Origin of the sequence: Streptomyces scopuliridis RB72 (assembly GCF_000718095.1) — a bacterium.
Lineage (GTDB): Bacteria > Actinomycetota > Actinomycetes > Streptomycetales > Streptomycetaceae > Streptomyces > Streptomyces scopuliridis.
Genome location: NZ_JOEI01000029.1, coordinates 72,570 through 94,171 on the forward strand (window position 1 = coordinate 72,570; position 21,602 = coordinate 94,171).

The 21,602-nt window shown below is 69.8% G+C and carries 21 protein-coding genes; 14 read left to right on the top strand and 7 right to left on the bottom strand.

Annotation, left to right across the window (positions count from 1 at the left end; genetic code table 11):
* The first annotated feature begins 126 nt into the window (after positions 1-126).
* The 3 genes from IF11_RS0129595 to IF11_RS40485 all read left to right on the top strand — a co-directional run bounded on the left by IF11_RS0129595 (position 127) and on the right by IF11_RS40485 (position 1,908).
* Positions 127-489 carry a hypothetical protein gene (locus tag IF11_RS0129595; RefSeq protein ID WP_030354831.1) on the top strand — a complete coding sequence of 121 codons (363 nt, stop codon included), beginning with the start codon at positions 127-129 and terminating at the stop codon, positions 487-489.
* A 217-nt stretch (positions 490-706) separates the two neighbouring features.
* Positions 707-1,342: an SRPBCC family protein gene (locus IF11_RS0129600; RefSeq protein ID WP_030354832.1), complete on the top strand. Its 636-nt coding sequence runs from the start codon at positions 707-709 to the stop codon at positions 1,340-1,342.
* Positions 1,343-1,554: 212 nt separating this feature from the next.
* Positions 1,555-1,908: a hypothetical protein gene (locus IF11_RS40485; protein WP_133243279.1), complete on the top strand. Its 354-nt coding sequence runs from the start codon at positions 1,555-1,557 to the stop codon at positions 1,906-1,908.
* Here the strand turns inward: IF11_RS40485 and IF11_RS0129610 are convergent.
* From IF11_RS0129610 to IF11_RS0129625, 4 genes are all read right to left on the bottom strand, one after another.
* Positions 1,886-2,425: a hypothetical protein gene (locus IF11_RS0129610; protein WP_030354834.1), complete on the bottom strand. Its 540-nt coding sequence runs from the start codon at positions 2,423-2,425 to the stop codon at positions 1,886-1,888. The two genes, IF11_RS40485 and IF11_RS0129610, sit on opposite strands and share 23 nt — an antisense overlap.
* Positions 2,426-2,466: 41 nt before the next feature.
* Positions 2,467-2,697, bottom strand: coding sequence for a hypothetical protein (locus IF11_RS0129615; protein WP_030354835.1), 231 nt, complete (start codon positions 2,695-2,697; stop codon positions 2,467-2,469).
* 119 nt (positions 2,698-2,816) lie between these two features.
* A complete protein-coding gene (locus IF11_RS0129620; protein ID WP_030354836.1) occupies positions 2,817-3,545 on the bottom strand; it encodes a DUF6585 family protein in 729 nt (242 codons plus the stop codon).
* Positions 3,542-4,624 carry an AfsR/SARP family transcriptional regulator gene (locus IF11_RS0129625; RefSeq protein WP_030354837.1) on the bottom strand — a complete coding sequence of 361 codons (1,083 nt, stop codon included), beginning with the start codon at positions 4,622-4,624 and terminating at the stop codon, positions 3,542-3,544. Before IF11_RS0129625 ends, IF11_RS0129620 begins: the two co-directional genes overlap by 4 nt.
* A 183-nt stretch (positions 4,625-4,807) precedes the next feature.
* On the opposite strand from IF11_RS0129625, the gene IF11_RS0129630 reads away from it, so the two are divergent.
* Positions 4,808-7,216 carry a transcriptional regulator gene (locus IF11_RS0129630; RefSeq protein ID WP_051746346.1) on the top strand — a complete coding sequence of 803 codons (2,409 nt, stop codon included), beginning with the start codon at positions 4,808-4,810 and terminating at the stop codon, positions 7,214-7,216.
* 98 nt (positions 7,217-7,314) lie between these two features.
* Here the strand turns inward: IF11_RS0129630 and IF11_RS0129635 are convergent, their stop codons facing one another.
* Positions 7,315-8,580, bottom strand: a complete 1,266-nt coding sequence (locus IF11_RS0129635; RefSeq protein WP_078490989.1) for an erythromycin esterase family protein — start codon at positions 8,578-8,580, stop codon at positions 7,315-7,317.
* 58 nt (positions 8,581-8,638) lie between these two features.
* Between IF11_RS0129635 and IF11_RS0129640 the strand changes: the two genes are divergently transcribed.
* Positions 8,639-9,373, top strand: a complete 735-nt coding sequence (locus tag IF11_RS0129640; protein WP_030354840.1) for a TioE family transcriptional regulator — start codon at positions 8,639-8,641, stop codon at positions 9,371-9,373.
* Between the two features lie 115 nt (positions 9,374-9,488).
* On the opposite strand, the gene IF11_RS0129645 is transcribed toward IF11_RS0129640, so the two are convergent.
* Positions 9,489-10,181, bottom strand: coding sequence for a 2OG-Fe(II) oxygenase (locus IF11_RS0129645; protein ID WP_240627704.1), 693 nt, complete (start codon positions 10,179-10,181; stop codon positions 9,489-9,491).
* Positions 10,182-10,360: 179 nt separating this feature from the next.
* Between IF11_RS0129645 and lxmK the strand changes: the two genes are divergently transcribed.
* From lxmK to IF11_RS0129685, 8 genes are all read left to right on the top strand, one after another.
* The gene (gene lxmK, locus IF11_RS0129650) at positions 10,361-11,467 is read left to right on the top strand and encodes a class V lanthionine synthetase subunit LxmK (protein ID WP_030354842.1); all 1,107 of its coding nucleotides are present in this window, start codon (positions 10,361-10,363) and stop codon (positions 11,465-11,467) included.
* The gene (locus tag IF11_RS37115; protein WP_051746348.1) at positions 11,451-12,434 is read left to right on the top strand and encodes a T3SS effector HopA1 family protein; all 984 of its coding nucleotides are present in this window, start codon (positions 11,451-11,453) and stop codon (positions 12,432-12,434) included. Before lxmK ends, IF11_RS37115 begins: the two co-directional genes overlap by 17 nt.
* Positions 12,431-13,765 carry a YcaO-like family protein gene (locus IF11_RS0129660; RefSeq protein WP_078490990.1) on the top strand — a complete coding sequence of 445 codons (1,335 nt, stop codon included), beginning with the start codon at positions 12,431-12,433 and terminating at the stop codon, positions 13,763-13,765. Before IF11_RS37115 ends, IF11_RS0129660 begins: the two co-directional genes overlap by 4 nt.
* On the top strand, positions 13,744-14,409 hold the full coding sequence (locus tag IF11_RS0129665) for a TOMM precursor leader peptide-binding protein (protein ID WP_030354845.1): 666 nt from the start codon (positions 13,744-13,746) through the stop codon (positions 14,407-14,409). Before IF11_RS0129660 ends, IF11_RS0129665 begins: the two co-directional genes overlap by 22 nt.
* Positions 14,406-16,175 carry a hypothetical protein gene (locus IF11_RS0129670; protein WP_157848462.1) on the top strand — a complete coding sequence of 590 codons (1,770 nt, stop codon included), beginning with the start codon at positions 14,406-14,408 and terminating at the stop codon, positions 16,173-16,175. Before IF11_RS0129665 ends, IF11_RS0129670 begins: the two co-directional genes overlap by 4 nt.
* Entirely contained in the window at positions 16,172-16,882 is a 711-nt protein-coding gene (locus IF11_RS37970) for a nitroreductase family protein (RefSeq protein ID WP_030354847.1), read from the top strand. The genes IF11_RS0129670 and IF11_RS37970 overlap by 4 nt, the downstream gene beginning before the upstream one ends.
* Complete coding sequence (locus IF11_RS0129680; RefSeq protein ID WP_030354848.1) at positions 16,879-17,826, top strand: sulfotransferase family protein; 948 nt, start codon at positions 16,879-16,881, stop codon at positions 17,824-17,826. Before IF11_RS37970 ends, IF11_RS0129680 begins: the two co-directional genes overlap by 4 nt.
* Positions 17,827-17,969: 143 nt before the next feature.
* Positions 17,970-18,149 (top strand): hypothetical protein, encoded by a 180-nt coding sequence (locus IF11_RS0129685; protein ID WP_030354849.1) that lies wholly within the window; start codon positions 17,970-17,972, stop codon positions 18,147-18,149.
* Positions 18,150-18,309: 160 nt separating this feature from the next.
* Here the strand turns inward: IF11_RS0129685 and IF11_RS0129690 are convergent, their stop codons facing one another.
* Complete coding sequence (locus IF11_RS0129690) at positions 18,310-20,088, bottom strand: carbamoyltransferase family protein (RefSeq protein WP_030354850.1); 1,779 nt, start codon at positions 20,086-20,088, stop codon at positions 18,310-18,312.
* Between the two features lie 207 nt (positions 20,089-20,295).
* Here IF11_RS0129690 and IF11_RS0129695 point away from each other — a divergent pair, with 207 nt between their 5' ends.
* On the top strand, positions 20,296-21,522 hold the full coding sequence (locus IF11_RS0129695; RefSeq protein ID WP_030354851.1) for a cytochrome P450: 1,227 nt from the start codon (positions 20,296-20,298) through the stop codon (positions 21,520-21,522).
* Positions 21,523-21,602 lie beyond the last annotated feature (80 nt).

Below are 21,602 nucleotides of genomic sequence, written 5' to 3' on the forward strand. Positions count from 1 at the left end.
CCATACGGCTACAGCTACACGATTTAGTTAGAGGCTATCGCGAAACTATTGACCCCTCAGCCCGCGTTGCGTTATAACTTCTAACGAACGCACGGACTTCTAGCCCAGCGCGATGAGGAGAACTTCATGACCGCCACAGTCGAGTCACACCCCACCCGCACAGGCCGGCGCGTTCCGCTGTCCGTGACCGTCTCCGCCTGGGCGGTCCCCCTCATGGTTGTCGGTCAGTTCGCCCTCATCGCGGGCGTCCCCGTTGTGATCGCGCTGGTCGGCGCGCTCCGCCGAGTCCCCGACCGGGCGGTGCGCCGGGCGGCCACGCTTGTCTCCGTCACGTTCGCGATCCCGCTCGTCGTATGGCTGACGCGGCCCGACGGGGCGCCGAGCCTGTCCAAGGACATGCACCCCGGGTTCGCCGGGCTGATCGTCGCCGCGTCCGCCGCCCTCATCGTGACCCTCCACCGAGCCCGTCGGCACCTTCCCGCACGGTGACACCACCGCCCGTATCGCCGCCCAACTCCCGCGCAGGCGCGTCGTCGACGCCATACGGGTCCCCGTACCCGGCAGGCGCCTTCGCCGTAAAGCCCATCCGCAACCGGTGACGCACCTGCCTGGCGAATCAACGCCTACTTGACGACCAACGCCCACCCCGTCAACCAACGCACGCTCAGCACGCCACGCCCGCCCAGCAACTGACAAGGAGAACGCCATGCCCGGTATCCGCAGCACCAGCGTCCGCGCCGCCCTGTTCACCGTCCCGCTCGTCGTCGCCGGTGTCCTCGGCACCGCCGCCGCGCCCGCCGGAGCCACCCCTCAGCCCGGCACGTCCCTCACCTGCCGCGGAGAGGGCGTCGACCCCAAGGCCATGGTCCGCTCCAGCATCGAGACCGTGATCCATGCGCCGCTGAGCACCGTTTGGAAGCTGCAGACCGACGTGGAGCGCTGGCCGTCCTGGCAGGCCCCGGTCGAGACCATCGAGCGCCTCGACCACGGCCCCTTCCGGAAGGGTTCGGCGTTCCGGTGGACGACCCCGATACCCCCCAATCCCGCGACTCCCGCCACCAGCCTGGAGATCACCTCGACCGTCGAGCAGCTCAAGCGCCACTCCTGCATCCGCTGGACCGGCCCCGCGATCGGTGAGGGACTGCGTATCGACGGCGTCCACGTGTGGAACTTCACCAAGGTCAAGGGCGGCGTCCTCGTGCGCACCGAAGAGACACACACCGGAGACCAGGTCGAAGCGGACGTCCCCACCGCGACCAAGATCCTCCACGAGGGCCTCAAAGGATGGCTGGGCGACCTGAAGGCCACCGCCGAAGCCCGCGCCGGCCACCAGCCACACTGAAAACCACGCACCAGGCCCGAATCCGCGCCGCCGTCCTCCTCAGCCCCTGCGCGAGGAGGACGGCGGCGCGGCACGCGGGTAGCTGGCTGTGGTACGCGTAGCCGCGTCTGCAGGTCGCTCCGCTGGGGGCAGCCGCCACCACTCAACACCGCCGTGATCGCCATGATCGCGTTCTGGCCGCTCGGCACCTGCCGCCCGCACCCTGGGGGCAGTTGGAGGCGGACGTCGTCACCATGGTCACCTTCGAGAAGGCGAAGTTCGCACCGCAGTCGACCGCGAAAGGCCGGTGGTGGTTCAGCTTGCCCCAGCCGGTGTCGTACACGTTGAGGCAGGCGCCGACGCCGACGGACGCGAATGACTCGTCGACCGGGTCCGGCGGGTCAGGGGTCGGCGAGGGACTGGGTTTGGGGCTGGGACTGGGACTGGGACTGGGAGAGGTTTCCGGGGCCTCCGGCTCAACCTCCGGATATTTCGGCGTGTTCAGTGCGTTCGCGCTCATCGGTGTGCTCGGCGTGCCTGGAGGCCCGATGTCGTCCGGTGCCGTCAGGGCCGCCTGCAGGAACTGAAGCCGCAGGCGGGCGTGCACAGGGTGACGACGCCCGTGTACTGGTAGGTCGTCCGGCCCTGGGAGACGCTGTGCGTGGTCTTCTTCTCGCGGAGGTTCGTCCCGCCGCACCGCGGACAGGGCCCGGCGGCCTTGGTGCCCCAGGGCGTGGACGGATCCAACCTCATCGCCGCGGGGATCATCAGCACCGCGCAGAGCCCCGCGAAGCCGAACCCGATCCCCCGCTTCACGGTGTCGCCCGACTCCCGGCGGTCGATCATCTCCTGGTACGAGTAGCTGCCACCGCCGCCGCTTGAGTAGATGACGCAGACGTCGTCCCGCGTCATGGTCCTGTCGTCGCAGCTCGGCGCCTCGTTCGGGTCTCCCCCGACCACCAGCGCCAGCAGCAGCGCGATCCCGCCGACCACCGCCAGCGTAACCAGCGCGGACACCCGGCTCCGTCCGGTCTCCAACCGCTCGCGTTCGCCCTTGGCCTTCTCGACCATCGCCTGCGTCCCGTTATTGTCCAGCGCTGCCACGCGGTCCTCCGTCTCCTGGCCGTTGTCCGTTGTCTGTCTCGTCAGTACCGAGAGGCGATGATCAGGAGCAGGACCACGATCCCCAGGGCGATGAGGCAACCGCAGCCGCCGCCGGAAGAGGACCCCTTGCGGAACTCGACCATCCCCCCGGGGACGACGTGCGGATGGCTCCGGCCGTAGTGGGTCTCGATCGCCTGCTCGCCCCGGGACTCGCTCCCCCAGGCGGTGCGGTGCCCGCACTCGCCGCACCGGTATCGGTAGCTGTCGGCCATGCCGGTCTCCTTCGAATCGTCACCAGCGGTTGTGCTCGGTGGGTTGCGTATGGCCGCCGGCACGTCCTGTCGGACGCTAGGAGCGGCCGGTGAAATCGCCGTGAAAAAGGGGCCGTACGTCAGTCGTCGTCCCGTTCGGCACCGGCCAGGTGCTCGGCGAGGGCGTGGAAGACGAACGGGTTGGGGATCCCGGACGCCACGGGTCCCAGCACCTGCCAACGCCCGGCGACGCGGATCGCGACGGAACCGTTCGAGATCTCGATCCGCTGGACCTGTGGCCATCGCAGGGACGTTCCTCGGGATCCGATCTCGTCGCTGGTGATCCATACGGAGCCGAAGGTGAGCCGCGCTCCCTCGGCCAGCGCGGCCAGGGCCCGCGGCACCTGGGCCTCGGTGACGGCACGACGGATCTCGGGCCCCCACACCTCCGGGTGGCCGAAGTCGCCGCCGCGCAGCACGATCCGCTCACCGTTGACGTCGATGAGCACGTGGGCGTGGGTGATGCCCTGCGGGGACAGAACTCTGCGCCGACGCACCACGGTGGTGTCGTAGCGGATGACATGGATCCGCCCGTCGACGGCAGCCGTCATCCCGTGCTCGTAGAAGTCCAGCCGTGCGCCCGCGTTCGCTCCCGTCCTGCCGCCGGCCCGCCACAAGCGGCGCGCGGCCTCCACAACCGTCTGCCAGAGCAGCCGAATTGCCGCTCCCCGCCCAGCGCGTGCGGTGTCTCCCCGCGGTGCCGCCCGATAGGTGGCGCGTCGTCTGCCGAGGTGTGCGCGGCCGCCGGCCGCGGAGATCCTGGCGAGCAGCAACTCCTCGTCGCGGTCGCGGGAAGTCCCGTCGCTCACGCCGCACCCGCCCGGCCGCGACCGGCGCCCGTGTCGTCCCCGCGCTGGACCGCCCACCGTGCGCGCAGCAGCTGTTCGCCCGGGGCCACCCCCAGGTCGTCCGCGAGCCGCCGGCCGGTGCGGTCGAAGACGGCCAGCGCCTCGGCCCGCCGGCCGCCGCGCTGCAGTGCGCGCATCAGCAGCGCGGCGACCGGTTCGTTCAGCGGCTCTTCCAGGGCCAGGGCGGACAGTTGGGCGATCGCCTCGGCAACCCGGCCGAGCCGCAGCTGCAAGTCCGCCTTCCGCTGCGTCAGGGCGACCCTGCGCTCGGCGAGCCGCAGCCGTTCCAACTCGGCCAACGGGCCGGGCAGGCCGGCCAAGGGCTCCCCACGGAACAGCTCCAGCGCCTGGGAGCACAGCCGCAGCGCCTCGGTCAGGTCACCGGCGCGCCCGGCCGCCCCGGCAGCGGTGACGAGTTTCTCCACGCACGCCGCATCCACCTCGACCGCACCACGGACCAGTCCATAGCCGTACCGGTCACGCCTGATCACCGGGTCCGGGCACTCCGCGAGACGCAGGTTCTTGCGCAGCCGGTACACATAGACCGGTACGACGTTCCCGTCCGGCGACTCCATCCCCCATACGCCGTCCAGCAGTTCCTGTCGGCTGACCGACCGGTCCGGGCTCAGTGCCAGCGCTGCCAGCACGGCCTGCTGGCGGACCGGGCCGACGTCCACGGGCTGCCGGGCGAGCGACACCCGCAACGGGCCGAGCACGGAGACCCGGAGCCATGGACCGGCTGCGGGTCCCGTCCCTTGCCGGACAGTGGTCCCCGGCGCCGCCACCTGCCTGCGCGGGCCCAGGCCGGGCACGACCAGACCGCTGTCGAAGGCGTGCACGATCGCGGCGGCCCGGTTCCGCAGCCCCAACTTCACCAGGATGCGACCCAGTTGCCCGGCCACCACATGCTCGGACAGGGCAAGGGTGTCGGCGATCTCCGCGTCCTCCAAGCCGCATCCGAGCGCGTAGAGCACCTCGCGCTCCTGAGCGGTGAGGTCCGTGACGTTCGGGCGCCCCTGGGGGGCGGTCGTCGTCGGCATGGTGGTTCCCCGTTCTCCGGACCGGTCGATCCGTCGACCCGGTCGATCACGTCGATGCCCTCGAAGGTGGCCCCGGTGGAGGAAACGTGGACAGGACATTGAACCGGTCATATATGGCCGGTGACCGCGCTAGAGTCCTCCACCTGCGAAAAGGCGACATCTCAGCGGAAAGGGCCGTGACTTGTGGCCAGTGAGTTCGGCGATGTGCTGCGGCGGCTGCGGGTCCGGGCGGGGCTGACCCAGGAGGGGTTGGCGGAGCATTCCGGGGTGAGCGTGCGCACCATCCGCGGCCTGGAAACCGGCACGCGCTCCAACCCGCGCATGACCACGGTGCAGGAGCTGGCCACAGCGCTGCCGCTCGGGCCCCGGGAGCGCGAGGAGTTACTCGGCGCCGCCGTCCGCCGGAACCCGGACGGCGGCCAGCAGGACGAGTCCGCCATGGACGAGCCGGGTCCGGAGAAACCAGCTTCGGAAGAGCCGGGTTCAGAGGAACCACGATCGGAGGAACCACGATCGGCGCAGTCGGCTTCGGGACAGCCGGCGTCGGCAGCGCATGACGCGCCGGCGGACGCGACCGAGCAACTCGCGAAGGCCGTGGCCGCCCGCTGGCAGCGCGAAGAGGAACAGCGGCAGATCCAGGACCCGTTCCCGCTGCCGGTCCGCTGGCGGGCGGCCCCGGAGGAGCTGACCGACCACTGGGCCAACATCCTCCGTCTCCCGGCGGGAGCCGCGGCCGACCCGCTGGACCTGAACGGCGAGCTGGACGGCATCGCCGAGCTGTACCGAAGCATCCCGTCCGGGCGACTGGTGGTGCTGGGGAGATCCGGCTCGGGCAAGACGATCCTGGCCCTGCGCTTCGTCCTCGACCGCCTCACGTCACGGACCCCCGCGGAGCCCGTTCCGGTGATCTTCAGCATCGGCGCATGGAACCCCACCGCCATCACCCTGCGGGACTGGCTGACCGGCCAACTGACCCGCGACCACCCCGGCTACGCCGCCCAGGGCCCCGACAAGACGACCCTGGCCTCCGCCCTGGTCGAGTCCGGCCGCGTACTCCCGGTCCTGGACGGCTTCGACGAGATCGCCGACGGCCTGCGCCGCCCCGCGCTGGAAGCCCTCAACGCCACCACCCTCCCCCTGCTGCTCACCAGCCGCCCCGCCGAATACGCCGCCGCGGTCGCCGAAACCGACGTACTGACCTCCGCCGCCGCGCTCGAACTCATCAACCTCACCCTCGACGACCTGTCCAACTACCTCCCCCGCACCACCCGAAAGCCCGGCCGCGCGAACCCCGCCGGGAACGCCTGGGACCCCGTACTGACCACACTGCGCGAGCAGTCGCAGGACCAGCCGGCATCCCCCCTCGCCGCGGTCCTGGCCAACCCGCTGATGGTCGCGCTCGCCCGCACCGTCTACAGCGACACCCCGGACCACGACCCGGCCTCACTCCTCGACACCGAGCGATTCGGCAGCCCGGACGAGCTGGAAGACCATCTCCTGGACAACTTCATCCCCACCGTCTACCGCCGCCGACTCCCCCAGGCCCCGGGCACCCGACCACACCCCACCTTCGACCCGGAACGCGCCCGACACTGGCTCGGCTACCTCGCCCACCACCTCAACCGGCTCGAAACCCCCGACCTGGCCTGGTGGCGACTCGGCGGCGGACTGCGCCGCTCCACACGCACCCTGGTCACCGCACTGGTGACAGGACTGGTCATCGGCCTCGTCGACTGCGCCATCGCCACCGCCCTCGGCGCCTCGTTCCCGTTCCCGATCGTGGACGGGACGGTCGTCGGACTCCTTTCCGGACTCATGTTCGGGCTCGCGCACTGGCTCACGTTCGGGGTCAAGGACATACCGGTGACACCGTCCGTCGTACGCCTGCGAATCCGCGGCAGGCCAGGGACCATCCGGTGGAAGGCCGGCCCCCGACTGGTCATCGGGATGCTGGGCGGGTTGGTCTTCGGCCTCGGCTACGGATTCGTGTTCGGCGTGATGAACAGCAAGCCCGTCTGGAAGGCCGGGCTCTCGACCGTGCTGCACCTCGGGCTGGTCGACGGGATCGTCTACGGCCTGGTCTTCAGCGGCGGCGCCGGACTCACCTTCTGCCTCCTCGGCCTACTGGAAAGCCCCCTCGACATCCGCTCCGCCGTCCACCCACGCAGCCTCCTGAATACCAACCGCGGCACAGTGACCACCCAACTACTCGTCTGGGCGCCCACCTTCGGGGCCGTGGTCGGGTTCGGAGCCGGAGCAGTGGTCGACCTCCTGCAGGGGTCACTGGGTCCACTCATCTGGAGCCCCGCCGCCGGACTCGCACTCGGAACCATCAGTGGCCTCGGCGGCGCCCTCGGATACACGCTCACCATGACCGCCTGGGGCCAGTGGCTCGTACTCTCCCGGATCTGGCTGCCCTTGACCGGACGCCTGCCCTGGGCCGTCGTCGCCTTCCTCGATGACGCCTACCGGCGCGGCGTACTGCGCCAGGCCGGCGCGGTCTACCAGTTCCGCCACGCCCGCCTGCAACACCACCTGGCCCAGGCCCATCGAACACCCCCCGCCCCCGGCCGGCCGGCCCGTCGGAGATAGCGCGTCCGGGTGTACCAAGACGTACTACTACGCCAACCAGCACCTGGACGGCGGCATCCCCGTCCCGGTGTGCTACCCGGCCAGTGCCGGCCCCTGGCTCAACGGCCAGAACACCCCGGACGTGCTACGCCACGACTCCTCGTTGCCGGACAGGGTCTAGGGCCTGTCTTCAAAGTCCCGCCTGCCCGGCGACGCCCGGCACGCACGCTCGCGGCGTTGTCGGGATCACCCCAGTACGTCCAGTACTGGGGCGACCGGGCCGCGGGCAGCGTGTCGCCGAGGGCGGTGGTCAGCCGGGGGGTGTCGACAACATAGCGGTCGTCCGGGAGCGCGTACAGGAGTCCTTCTACGGTGTCCGGTGGCGGGGTGTCCACCCCCTGGTGCCGGATCGTGCCGAGGGCCGTGGCCAGGAAACCGTACTCCTCGCCCAGATGCGCACTCACGATCGCGCCGGCGCTCCACCACTCCAGCGGCAGGCCGCCCATCCGCATCGTGCTTCTGTTCCGCTGGAGATGGCCGTTGTGGGCGTGGACCAGAGCCGGGCCTCGTTCGGCGAGGGCGAGGAGGTTGTGGGCCATCATCTGGTCCCGCACGCTCACCAGCCGGGTCATGCGGGCCGGTGAGGTGTCTGCCATCCAGTAGTGGTAGCGCAGCAGGCCGGCGGCGGTGCGCCCGTACAGGCGCGCCCGGTCCCAGTCGTCCCGCGAGGTCGCCGTGATCAGGTGCGGTGTCTGCGCGTCGAGCAGCGCCGCCAGGTCGTCGGCGAGCAGCCGCAGCTCCCTGGCCCCGGCCGACTGCCCCACGGACTGGGCCGGGTCCATCATCGCGGCGGGATTGGTCCACCGGTCGTCGGCGCCGAGCAGGCGGTCGAGCGTTTCCGCGGTGCAGGGGAGCAGGTCCGCGTCCACCCGGGCCGCGAGGTAGCCGTGGAGCGCGGTGAGGGCCTGCCGGGGGCTCGCGGCGCCGGTGATCTCCAGCGGGCCGTCGAAACCGGCGAAGCGGAGCCGCTCGGACGCGGGCCGGCCGTCGTTGTACGCCCGTATCCAACGGACGAGTTCGCGGTTGGCCGCGGACGCGCCCCACCCGTGGCTGAATCCGCCCTCCATGACCTCGTCGAGGGTGCCCGTGCCCGAGGTGACGTGGTCGTCCACGACCAGGCCCATCATGCAGTCGCTCTCGATCGCGATCGTCCCGTAGCCCTCCTGCTCGACGAGCTGCCGAAAGAGGTCGTTGCGCAGGTCGAGCAGAGTGTCCTCGCCGTGGGTGGGCTCGCCCAAGGCGAGCAGCCGCGGCCGGGCCGGAAGCAGCTTCATGACGGCGGCGGCCTCGACGGCATGGGCGGTGTCCTTGATGTCAGTAGCCATGCCTTCAACGGTATCGTTGAACCTTCAGTGGAAACTCTCCCGCGATATCGGCAGGCTCATGGGGCGAAACCTTCAAAACGGCGAGCGGCTCAGGCCGGTTGATCTGGCGCGTCGGCATGGTCTGTCCACACAGGCCGTCAGGAACTACGAGGAGGCCGGCATCCTTCCGGCCGCCGGGCGCACAGCCCACGGCTACCGCACCTATACCCCTTTGCACGCACGGGCCTTGGGCGCGTTCCTCGCCCTCGTGCCCGGCCACGGCCACCAGACGGCGACGTCGATCATGCGGGCGGTGAACGAGGGCGTGGTCGACGAGGCGTTCCGCCTCATCGATGAGAGCCACGCCCAGCTCCTTGAGGACCGGCGGACACTCCAAGCCGTGGAGAGCGCCCTTCGCGACCTGGAGCCCACCCCGGCGTCCGAACCCGACGCGGCGGTGTCCGGGCCCGGCGGCACGTTCATCGGGCCGCTGGCGGGGAAGCTCGGAATCCGGTCCGCCACGCTGCGCAAATGGGAGCGCGCCGGGCTGGTGCGCCCGCGCCGCGACCCCCGGACCGGGTACCGCGTCTACGACGAGGCCGACGTACGGGACGCCCGGCTGGCCCACCAACTCAGGCGGGGCGGCTACCTGCTGGAGCAGATCGCCCCGTTGATCGCCCAGGTACGGGCGGCCGGCGGGCTGGAGCCGCTGGAGACCGCCCTCCGCGACTGGCGCGGCCGGCTGTCCGCCCGCGGGCGCGCGATGCTGGCCGGGGCCGCCGAGTTGGAGGCGTACCTCCGCGATCGCGGATGAGACCTCGGCCGCCTGCCGAAGAAAAACTCCCAGAACACACGTGTTCGGCACCGTCGTCGGGAGGATGGAACCGGCAGCGGGGCCGGCCCCGGCGGCGGGCGACTCCGGCCGCCCTTCACTCCCCTCGGACCGCAGGGTTCCTGCAGAGCCAGCCGTTGATGGCGAAGCGGCTGTCCGCGTGCTCCCTGCTGGGGCAGCTGACCCTTCTGACCTCGTGCAATGCCGACGGGGCGAAGAAGATGACGCTGTTGTGCTCGGGGGGGTAGTCCCGGTAGGAGCACTCCTTCGGGTCCAGGGTTCCGTCCATGCGCAGGGGCGCGGCCGTGTCGTACATCCGCAGGGCCCCGCCGCTGAAAGCCACGGGAGTCCGGTGCATGTAGTAGACGAAGGTCACCACACGGTTGGCGGCCAGCATCCCCTTGGCCGCCTCATGGCTGCTGACGTCCTGGTGCGGCTGGTAGAAGTCGCCGTCGTTATGGATGTTCAGGGCGAAGGCGGGCTCGGTGCCCTCGCAGGAGATGCCCAGCGCCCGCTCGACCGGGCCGCGCACCTTGTTGATGGCGTCGGTCAGTTCCTCGGCTTCGAAGCCGACATGGCTGAGGGCACGACGAGTACGGGTGTCCACCTGGTTGCCCCGTACGCGTGAGGGATACAGGTCTTCCTGGGCGGCGTGGGTCGCACGGCTCAGCAGCAGCTCGGCGGTCTCTTCCGCCAGGAAATGGGAGATACGACAGACTTTCGTCGACAGTTGCCACGTCGCGTTCTCGCCCGGTGATGGCCGCATGGGAAGGTCGACCGCTCCAGTCATTCGATTCCCCTTATTCGCCGCACAATTGAGGCAGTGACGATAACCGTGTGACGAGAGAGCGTCAACCGCGCTTCTCCCACCCCCGCTTCCTCATATGTGATGGGCAACCGGGCTGTACGGAATGCACGACGTGTCCGCCGCGTATGTGCTTCGTACGAACGGCCGCGACACTGATCCTCATGCATTCGTCGAGCGGCGCACGAATCCCCGATCTCGCTACGGTCAACTCGCTTCTCTCACGCCAGGATCTTGGCGAACTCCTGCCGGAGACGGTGGTCAGCCATTCAGGACGTCATCGCAAGTGCTCGGGGTTCACGACTTCGGGTCGCGGGGTCTTCGTCAAGCAGATGAACGCAGCGCCGGGGCAACAGGCACCCGGACTCGAAAGGGCCAAGCAATTCGAGAGAATTCGGGTTCCCGGACTCCGTACGCCTGAACTTCTCGGATCGGACGAGGAGAACAATCTCCTTGTCTTCGATCTGGTACCGGACGCCGAGCCCGCCAACGAATTGGCACGCGAATCCGGTTTCGGGCCTGAACTCGCCCACCACATCGGCGAGGTGATCGGACGCCTCCATGAGCTGCCGCTGTCCGAGGACATTTCCATCGACACCTCCCTGCCGCCGTATCCGCCGCTGAACTCCCTGGACGGCCTGACCGTCGGACAGTTCCAGACCTCCAGTGCCGCCGTCCTCCAGGGCTGGCGTCTTCTCCAGGAGGATCAGCCCGTCGTGGACGCGGTGCGGGCCCTGCGTCACGGCGAGGAGACCGCGCCGAAAGCGCCCTCGCACTGCGACTTCCGGCTCGACCAGATCCTGGTCTCCGGGCAGGGTCCGCACATCGTCGACTGGGAGGAGTTCCGGTTCGGGGACCCGGCCCGGGACGTGGGGATGTTCGTCGGAGAGTGGCTGTATCTGGCCGCGGACCGGGCCGCCCGCGTTCTGCATACGGGAGACGCGGGCCGGCCGAGATCCGCGACGGGTGCGACACGTGAGGAGATCTCCGCGCAGACCGTCATCGAGTTGCGGACGGTGCAGCCCACTGTCAAGGCGTTCTGGGACGGCTACAGGTCCTCGCGCGGCACGCCGGATCCCGATCTGCCGCGCCGCGCGATCTCGTACGCCGGCTGGCATCTGTACGACCGGATGTTCAACGTCGTCGCCCGGATGGCGCTCCTCAGCGCGACCCAGTACGTGGCCAACGGGATGGGCCGCAGGGCTCTGCTGGCCCCCGATGGCTTCGCCCGGCTTCTGGAGATGGGAGAGTTCGATGCCCGCAGCAATTGACACCCTGGATCCGGCTCTCGCCCGTGAGCTGGAGCAGGTCGTGGTGCGGACCGACGGATGCACCGCGGTCGTGGACGGTCACAAGCTGGAGGCGAACACTCCCCGCCATCTCTCCATCTACCTGCGGTGGGCGCTGTACGAGTTCCTCCACTCGGGCCGGCCGGCCGACATGTACAAGAACAAGGACGTGGAGCGGGACGCCGCGCTCGAAGCCCGGCTCACGGAGGCCATACCCCATCGGAACTCGGTCACCAGCGCCCGGGTGCACGAGCGGCGGGACGGAGAGCTCCTGGTCACCATCGACGGCACACGGGTACGTGTGCCGGTGGAGCGAGTGGTCACCGATGCCCCGTACCACGGTGATGACGTGGTGTACCTCGCCATGCCGGCCGCACGGCCCGCCCTCTCGCCCGGGTTCTTCCTCACCGACGGCAGCCGGGGACGCTCCGTCCGCAAACCGACTCTGCGCCTCTACGTGAATCTGGAGAGCCTGGCCGCGGCCGAGGAGGCCTGGCGCCTCGTCCTCAACTGCCTGGAGGACAGGGGCGTTCCGTACCGGCTCAAGGTCGCTTCCTCCCCTCATCTGGTGCCGCGGCGCGATGCCCTTGTCGCCTATCTGGGCCCGGAGTCCTGGGACGCGGTGGCGGAGGTGGCCTCCTGTGTCGTGGACCTTCCGGGGCGGGGCTCCAAGGTCTCCGTCTTCGCGGAGCAGGTGGCGCCGGGCGTGTCCGTGGCCTGGCAGCCGTTCGCCGAGAGGTCCGGAGGCCAGACGGGCCGGAGTTTCGGGCAGCATCGGGCCACGGCCGTCGCCGAAGGCCTGGTCGGCCATGTGCTCGGCACCCGTGCGGGAACGCGTGAGGAGGCGGTGGCCGGCGCCCTGTTCGACGCGGGCGTCGACCCGTCCGCTCCCTACCGGAACCTGGATTCGCCGCAGATCGGCTTCGACACCGTCGGCTCGGCCCGATGACCCGGGGGGCGGCGCGGACACGGTCGGCGGGCGTCGTCTCCCCCGCCGGCGCGCCCTTCGGCGACGCACTCGCGGCAGGACTGCGCGCGCTCGTGTCCCCTTACGGAGTCATGTCCGAGGTCCTGCCGGGGGCCCCGGTGAGGGGGCTCCGTCGGCTGTCCCTCGCCTCGGCGCGGATCGGCGGGGCTCCCGGCGTCGAGCGCCCCGACGAGTTCAGGGGTGCCGGACGGTCGCTGGACGGGCCGGAACAGGCCGCCCTCACAGCCATCGCCGAGGGAGCGGAACGCTACGCGGGCGCGGACTTTCCCGGTGAACGGGAAGTGTGGGCCACGGCCGCCGAACTCGACGGCCGCGTCCTGGACATGAGTGCCTTGCCCAAGTGCTCACCGCGCGAGTACAGCAGCGGCCGCTGCCCGGTGACCCCGTACGACCCCCACCAGCGCATCAGGTGGACTCAAGGTCTCGACCTGGCGACCACGGAGCCGATGTGGGTCCCGGCCGTCATGGCCCGCCACGGCATCCGGCGGCTCGCCGGCGCGGAAGGCTTCTGGAACCGGATCTCGACCGGGTACGCGGTGCATTCCGATCCCGTCGAGGCGATCGTGCGCGGTATCGCCGAAGTCTGCGAGCGAGACGCGGCCGCGATCACCTGGCTGCAGATGCTGCCCCTGCGCCGGATCACTTTCGACACACCGACGGACGACTTGAGCACACTGATCGAATACAGCGACCGGCACTTCATGGACACGTACTTCTTCGACGCCACCACCGACATGGGAGTGCCCACCGTCTACTGCGTGCAGACCTCGGAGTACGACGAGGCATGCCGCCAGATCGTCGGCTGCGCCACCGGACGCGACCTTCCGGAGGCCGCGGCGAAAACCCTGCTCGAAACCATCCCGGCCCGTGCCCTCTTCCACCGCGAGGACCCCGGAAGCTTTGGCCTGATCATGGCGGGAGCCGAACTCATGGGAAAGGCGCGGCGGCGGCAGTCCTTCGATTTCCTGCTCGGCGGCCACGGCGATACCCGGCGGCAGAGCCCTCCCGGTCAGCCGACGCTGCCCACCGATTCCACCGCCGCGCTCCAGCAGTTGCTCCGGGCTCTCGGCGGGCGCGGGATGCAGGCGGTGGCCGTGGACCGGACCACCCGGGAATTGGAGCTCGCCGGGCTGACCGCCGTCTGCGTGGTCATCCCCGCCCTGCAGCCGCTGACCTTTCATCGGTACGGCCAGTACCGGGCACATCCAAGGCTTTACGACGCACCCGCGCACATGGGCCATTCCGTACGTCGAGAGGAGGAGCTGAACCCGTGGCCGCAGCCCTTTCTCTGATAGCCGTCGGCGGGTTCGGTGAGCGGACCGCGCAGCTGCTGTCCGCACAGTTCACGGGCAGCGCCGTGCTGTCGCCCGACGACGTCGAGCAGGCATTCGGCACGGTGCGCGGCACTGTCGTACTCACCGCGCAGAACCCCGCTCCCCGTCTCTGTGAGCGGCTGGACAACCTCGCGTACCGGTTCTCGCGTCCCTGGCTTCCCGTCGTCATGGACAACTCGGTCGTACGAGTCGGACCGCTCATCCGACCGCCGTACGGGCCGTGCTTCCGCTGCTTCCAAGGACGGCGCGCACAGCACGACCGTGAAGCCGCCGCCACGGCGCTGCTGCACCATTCCTACGACGCCGGACAGCAGCCCGGCCCCGGCGGGTTCCTGCCGCACCACGCCCGGCTGGCCGCGGCCGTGGCGGCAACCTGTCTGCGGGCCGTCCCCGAGGCCGGGGCGCCCGACGGGCCGGACGACGGCATCGTCACCACCATCCGGCTCAGGGAGTGGGGCATCGACAGGAACCACGTCGTCCCGCGCCACAGCTGCCCCCGCTGCGGCCCCTCCGCGCCCGTGCGAGAGGCGATCGGGGACTCCGGTCCGGGGCGCCTGCGGGCGGCCCTGGGCCCTGTCCGTACAGCGGAGGCCGGCCGATGAGTCACCCACCGCGTCACGAAGTCCCGGCATTCCCCGCGCTCTGCCGTGGTCTCGCGCGCGTCGAATCCCCTGGTGGACTCGTGATCGAGGGCGGCCCGCACCGGATGCTTCTCGGCGGGGCATCGACGGAGTTCGTCGCCCGGCTGCTGCCGCTCCTCGACGGCCGTCACGACCACGCGGCGTTGTGCGCGCGGCTCGACGTGGAGCCGGCCCGGCTCCGGCAGGCGCTGGAACTCATCGGCGACTGGGGTGTGCTCGAATCCGGTGGCCCCGGGTCCACGGCGGATCCGCCGGTCTCCGATGACGTGGTGGCGTACTTCTCCCGCACCATCAACACCATGGACGGCCACGGTTCGGCCGAGGACCTGCTTGCCGCGCTGGCGGCCGCGAGCGTGTTGCTGGTGACCGGCGAGCAGTTGGGCGGGCCGCTGGCCGAGGACCTCGCTGCCGGCGGCGTCGGCACGGTGGCGGTGGCCGAGGCGGCCGCCGACGGCGCCCGGCCGACCAGTGCGGGGGACATGGCTCCCGGCACCGGTCTGGTGGTCGCTCTCGACACGCCGGACAGTCCGGCACGGCTCGCGGCCCTGGTCGTATCGGCTCATGCCGTGGGAGTTCCGGTGCTGCGCGCAGCCTGCCGGGCCGACGCGGTGGAAGTGGGGCCGTTGTTCTGGCCGGGGCAGTCCGCGTGTGTCGGCTGCTTCCGCCGCGGCGACGCCGCATGGGATCCCGGCCCCGTACCGGGCGTCGCTCCCGACGAGGCGGCCATGGGTCTCCTGACCGCACTGACCACGTCGGAGGTACTGGCGGTGCTCGGGGGTACGACTCCACCGGCGACGTCGAGCGCCGTTGTCCGTGTCACGGTCGCCTCCCACACCACCGAGCGCCGGCTCCTCACGCCCGACACCGGCTGCGCGCGGTGCGGTGACGGCACGGCGGCGGCGGACCCCGGACCGGCGGCGACCGCGCGGTCCGTCGACGCGTACGAGTGGCAGCAGGCGCTGCCCCCGCGGGAGTTGGCCGCCACCGTCAGGATGACGGCGCCCAGGCGCCGGCAGTTGCGCAAGGCGCTCGACCGGCGCACGGTCCTGCCCACGTCCCCCGCTCGTGCGCTGCCTGCCGCACCGGACCCGCACGAGAACGTACGCGCGAACCCGCTGGCAGACATCGCCGGACTGCTCGTGCGGACGGCCGGCCTGGATGGCGCGGAGGCCGGCCGATCCGTCGGGACCTCCGAAGCCCGACGGGCCGGGGTAACCGGCGGGACGGGTCCGTCGGCCGGGGTCGACGCCGCTGGTATCGAGCGCCGGCTGCCGAGCCAAGGTGGTCTCGCCTGCGTCGAGTTGTACGTCCTGGCCGAGCCGTCGCTCTTCGGGCTGCCCGGCTCCGTCTTCACGTACGACGACGTCGGACACCGGGTGTTCTCCGTCCGGGCGGACATCCTGCCGTGGCGGGCAGCGCTGGCACGGGCCGGACTGGATGGCGAGGAGACGGAGGCGGCCGTGGTCGTCGTGGCCGACATCGGCCGCCTGCACACGGTGTGCGGGGACAGTGCCTGGCGAACGGCCCATCTGGAAGCGGGCGTTGCCGCCATGCAACTCATCGTGGCAGCGCGGGGATCCGGAATCCACGTGACCTTCACCGCGGACTGGGACAGCGATCTGCCCGAGTGGCTTGAGATCGACCCGGAACGGGAGGCCGTCACCGCCGTCGCGGCGCTGTCGCGCGATTCCTGGGCGCGGCCGACGGCACAGGAGACCCTGAGATGACACTGATCCGGATGGCGGACGCCATCACGGACGTGGCGGCGGTGTGTCGCGGTACGGTCGGCGCGTCGCCCCGTACCGATGACGTCGCCGGTGCCGCTGCCGGGCGCACACCGCCGTGCCAGGGCTCCGCAGGGCAGGACACTGTCCTGCGGAGCGTGCCCGGGCAGTGGGCCGATCCCCTCCAAGGGCTGCCGGCACAACGCACCCCGGCGCACGCCTTCGCCCCGGCACAGGTCGACGACGGCCAGGTACTCGCCCTGCTGGACGGGGCCTGGAGCATTCATCGGGCCGCACTGCCACGGGGCGGGACCGGCCCGGACGTATTCGCCGTCGTCGGGCACCGGCCTTCGTCCGCCGGCCGCGGCGGTGACCTCTACTCGGCGGGCACGGCCGGCACCCCCGTCACCGAAATGCCCCGCCTCCCCCCGCTCTCCGGGCTCTACATGGACGCACCGCTTCTCCTGCTGGTCTGCGGAGACCTGCGGGGCGTCGGCGATTCGCCCACCGCGAGCGGGTATCCCGCACTCCTTTCCGGAGCCGGGGCCCTGGGACACGCGCTGTGGCTCACGGCGCTGTCGGCCGGGCTCGGCGGGCGGATCTTCACCAGCGGCTGCCGCCCGGCCACCACCGCAGTCCGGCGCCATCGGCCCGGGATGCGCCATCTGCTGACCGTGGCCGTCGGCCACCTCGATGGGAGACACATATGACCGCCCCCGGCTCCACAACAGCTCCTGCCCAGGACATCGCCGCGAGCACCGGCCACCCCGAGCCGGTCTTCATTCTCTCCCCGCCGCGCTCCTTCTCCACCATCACCCTGGCCCTCCTCGCAGGGCACCCGCAGATCTTCGGCTTCCCGGAGTTGCTGGTCTTCGCGAACGAGCGGGTGAGCGATCTGATCGGCGACAACGGCACCGAAGCCGAGAGGTTCCCTCCCGAGTACCGCAGGACGCGGCTGAGCGGGGTCTTCCGTGCCATCGCCCAGGTGCACGAGGGTGTCCAGACGCAGGACGCGCTCGACCGCGCCCGCGACTGGCTGCTGGAGCGGACGGACTGGCCGACGACGAGCGTGCTCGATGATCTGCTGGGACACGTCGGCCCGCTCGTCGGTGTCGAGAAGTCCCCGGACACCGTGGCCACGGACGAGTCGCTGGCGCGCTGTCTGAATCACTATCCCAAGGCCAAGTTCCTCCACCTGACCCGGCACCCGGTCACCACCCAGCGCTCCATGCAGGAGCAGAACCCCCAGTACCTCACCAACAAGAAGGTGCGGGCGGTGGGAGCCGCGACGTCCTGGTACCTGTCACACCGGAGGATCGCGGCCAGTCTCGCGGAGCTGCCCGACGATCAGTGGATGCGCGTGCGCGGCGAGGATCTGCTCCGCGAACCGGAGCTGTGGTCACGCCGGCTTCTGGACTGGCTCGGCCTGGACGCGAGCGACGGCGTCATCGACCGGATGCTGCGTCCCGAGGCCTGGCAATTCGCCAACAACGGTCCCTCGGGGGGACTTTACGGCGGTGATCACAAATTCTTGAGCAATCCGCGGCTCAGGCCGGTCCCCGATCCCGGTCCCGTGCGCTTCGACCCCGAGTGGGGACTGCTGGACGAGATGTGCGACCGAATGACCCGCCTGGCCCACGAGTTGGGCTACTGAACCGGCAGAAGGAGGCACGGTGACGTATCCGCGAAGAGCCACGCACGCCGCTGAACGTGGGCCGGCCAGGGCGCCACCGCCTCACGGCGGAACGCTCCCCGGCCGGGCCATGTCACGCACATAGATCAGATGGGAGAGTCACGATGTCCGAAGCACAGGAACTGACGGTACGAGACATTTCGGAGACCAGCTGGGAGGGCCTTGTCGCCACGGCCCTGTCCGGGATCGAGGAGAGCCCGGGCTGGACCGACTGCTGGCCCACCGGCGGCACGTCCGGCGTGTGCTGCACCACCTCGCCGGCCGCTCCGGAGCCGACGCTCTGACCAGCCGATAGGGATGAGGTGCCATCGCCCGGAAAGGGCGGTGGCACCTCGTTCCGCCGTACAGGGGACGGGAGGCGGAGCCCGCGCGCAGCTCTGCGCGGCCCGGTCGTCCAGGCCGCGCAAGATCTCCTCGCCGGTCACCTGAGGAAGGCGCCGGAGATCACCCGCTCTTCTTGCTCACCAGGTAGCGGCCGATGACAACATGGTCGATCTCCGTCTTCAGGAAGCACTCCAAGGCGTCCTGAGGAGAGCAGACGATGGGCTCACCGGCCACGTTGAACGACGTGTTGAGCAGGCACGGGACACCGGTCTGCCCGGAGAATGCCTCAAGGAGCCGCGCCAGTTCCGGATTGCTCCGGGGGGTGACCGTCTGGATCCGCGCGGTGCCGTCCACATGGCAGGCGCCGGGGATCCTGTCCCGGTAGTCGTCCTTCACCGGGAAGACGAAGGTCATGTACGGGGACCGGCGCTTCTTGCCCATCTCGAAGACCCGCGGGGCCTCGGATTCAAGGATCACCGGGGCGAACGGCCGGAACGGTTCACGGTGCTTCACCCGGAGATTGATGATGTCCTTGATATCGCCGAACGCCGGATTGGCGAGGATGCTCCGGTTCCCCAGCGCACGCGGCCCGTATTCGGCGCGCCCTTGGAACCAGCCCACCACCTTCTTCTCCGACAGGAGTTCGGCGGTCCGCTGCGCGACCTGCCCGCCTTCCAGCTCGACCCACTCAACGCTGTCCGCGACACGGAGCAGTTCCTCGTGAATCTCGTGGTCTTCGTAGGCGGGCCCCAGATAGGGGGTGGGCCCGGCCGGTGAATGCCGGCGTGGGAGGCCGCCGGCGTAGACCGCCGCGCCGATGGCCACTCCGGAATCCCCGGCGCCGAAGCTGACCTCGATGTCGGCGAAGGGAGACCTCTCCAGCATCTTCGTGTTGCTGACGCAGTTGAGGGCCAGGCCGCCTTCGAACACCAGCGTGTCGAGACCGCTGGCGGCGGCCAGGGCGCGCGTCTGGTGCACCGTGACGGCCTCGACCATGTGCTGGGCCATCGACGCCACTTTGACCCGGAAGCCGAACTCCTCGCGCTTGGCGGGGTCCGCCTCGAAGAGATGGTCGAAGAGCGCGTAGTACGCCCTCCTGTCACCAGGGATGGAGACCGTGTAGGAACCGTCCTCGCGAAGTCTCACCGCCCGCGCGAGGAGCGGATTGCGCAGGGGCGGTGGAGCGTACGCGGCCAGACCCATGACCTTGTACTCGTCGTTGTTGGGAACGAATCCGAGGTAGCGGGTGATCTTTCCGTAGGCCAGGGCCAGGGAGTTGTCCACGTCGACCGTGCCGCGGTCGAAGACGGAGACCACTCCGTCGCGTACCTCCCCCATGACCGAGGAGAGGGTCTCGGCACGACCGTCACTCACCAGGAAGGCGGCATCGCCGCCCCCTGCCAGGTACGAGCCGCACATGAGGTGAGCCAGATGGTGCGGCACGAGAAGGAGCTTGTTGGGATCCATCTCGAACCCGGTGCGTCGTACGAAGTCGTCGTGCACCGCCGACCGGCTGAGCATGCCGGTGTAGAGCTCGCCGACGCGTCGCACATGATCGAACTTCGCCTCGACCGGCATGTCCCGCGCACAGATCCCCGCGATCATTTCCTCGGCTACGGCGGAGGTGAATTTCCAGGGAAAGGCGAAGACATCCACCTGGTCGAGCCGGATACCGATGGACTCAGTACACCAGCCGACCGCATTCACCGGGAAGTCGGAGGTCTTCTTGTCACGGTTCAGCCGCTCTTCCTCCACTGCCGCGACGACTTCACCGTCGACAGAGAGCGCCGCTGCCGCGTCGTGCCCCATGAGCAGATGACGGTCGACACCAGTGGCGCCGTAAAGACGCTCGAAGAGCTCCGAACTACGACTGAATCCGTTGTAGCCGAGCACGATCACCTGGCTTCACCTTTCTCAGCACAGCGGTACCCGAGCAGTCTCCCCGACGGACGCACACGGCGCATACGCGCGAGATACGTTCCGGAGAGGCACTTGTCCCGTGGTGGAGAACGCTCCCGTTGACGGGATCTCTGGATTAGGGTGTCGATTTCGCCGGAACCAACAGGCTTACCTTTTCCCGCCGTTGAGCTCACTGGAGGCCCCTCGGTGCCCATCACCGTCGCCGAAGCAGGCAGAACGCTCGCGGATCCCGCCACGTACGCCGATGACGAGTTGCTGCACGCGGCTCTGTCACTGCTGCGACGTGAGGCGCCGGTCCACTGGGTGGAGGCCCCGGGGTACAACCCTTTCTGGGCGGTCACCCGCCATGCCGACATCCAGGAGGTGGAGCGCGAGAACGAGACATTTCTGAGCGCTCCGCGCCCGGTGCTGGTCGGCGCCTCGGTGGACGCGGCCCATCAGCGGTCGGAGGCGGGACGGACCGCGCTGCGCCCGCTCATTCATCTGGACGGTCATGAGCATCGGGGGATGAGAGGGGTGATCGCGGACCGGTTCCGGCCGCAGGCGGTCGGTCACCTTGAGCCGCGGGTACGGGCGCTTGCCGGGAAAGCGGTCGACCGCATGCGGGAGTTCGGGTCGGCATGCGAATTCGTCGGTGACGTCTCCGACGTGTACGCGCTCGACGTGTTGCTGTGCTTGATGGGGCTCGACCGTTCCGAGTCCGCACAGATCTTCCGGTTCACCCCGGCGGGGCGGCGCCCCCTTCCTCCCGAGGCCCGGCAGTCGGCCATGCGCGAGTTCTATACGTACTTCATGGACCTGGCGGCCCGGCGCCGGGCGAGGCCGACGGACGACCTGGCATCGGTCATCGCCAACGCCCGGCTGGACGGACGCCTCCTCGACGACCGGGAGATGCTCTCCTCCTACATCATCATCCTGTCGGCCGGTCACGACACCGCGGGCGCGACCATCGCCGGGGGGCTCAAAGCCCTCATCGAGAACCCCGGACAGCTGGACATGCTCCGGGAGCACCCCGACAGACTCCCCTCGGCGGTCGACGAGATGATCCGCTGGGTCACCCCGGTCAAGGGGTTCATGCGGACCGCGGTCCAGGACTACACGTTGCGCGACGTCGTCATCAGGAAAGGAGACTCGGTGCTCCTCTCCTATCCTTCGGCCAATCGCGACGAAGCGGTATTCGACGCCCCGCACCGATTCGATGTGGAGCGGACTCCCAACCGGCACCTGGCGTTCGGGTACGGAGTGCATCACTGTCTCGGCGCGGCGCTGGCGAAGCTCGAAATACTGTCATTCTTCGCGGAACTCCTGCCCCGTATCGGAACCATGGAACTTTCCGGTGAGCCGGCATACTTGAGCTCCGCTTTCTCCGGCGGCCTCAAATACCTTCCGTTGCGGTACTCATGGGCGCACTAGCACAAGCTCAGTGCGCTTCTCGTATGTGAACCGTATGGCCGGTGGGCAAAGCTGGCCGGACGGCTCAATGCTCCGTCTCA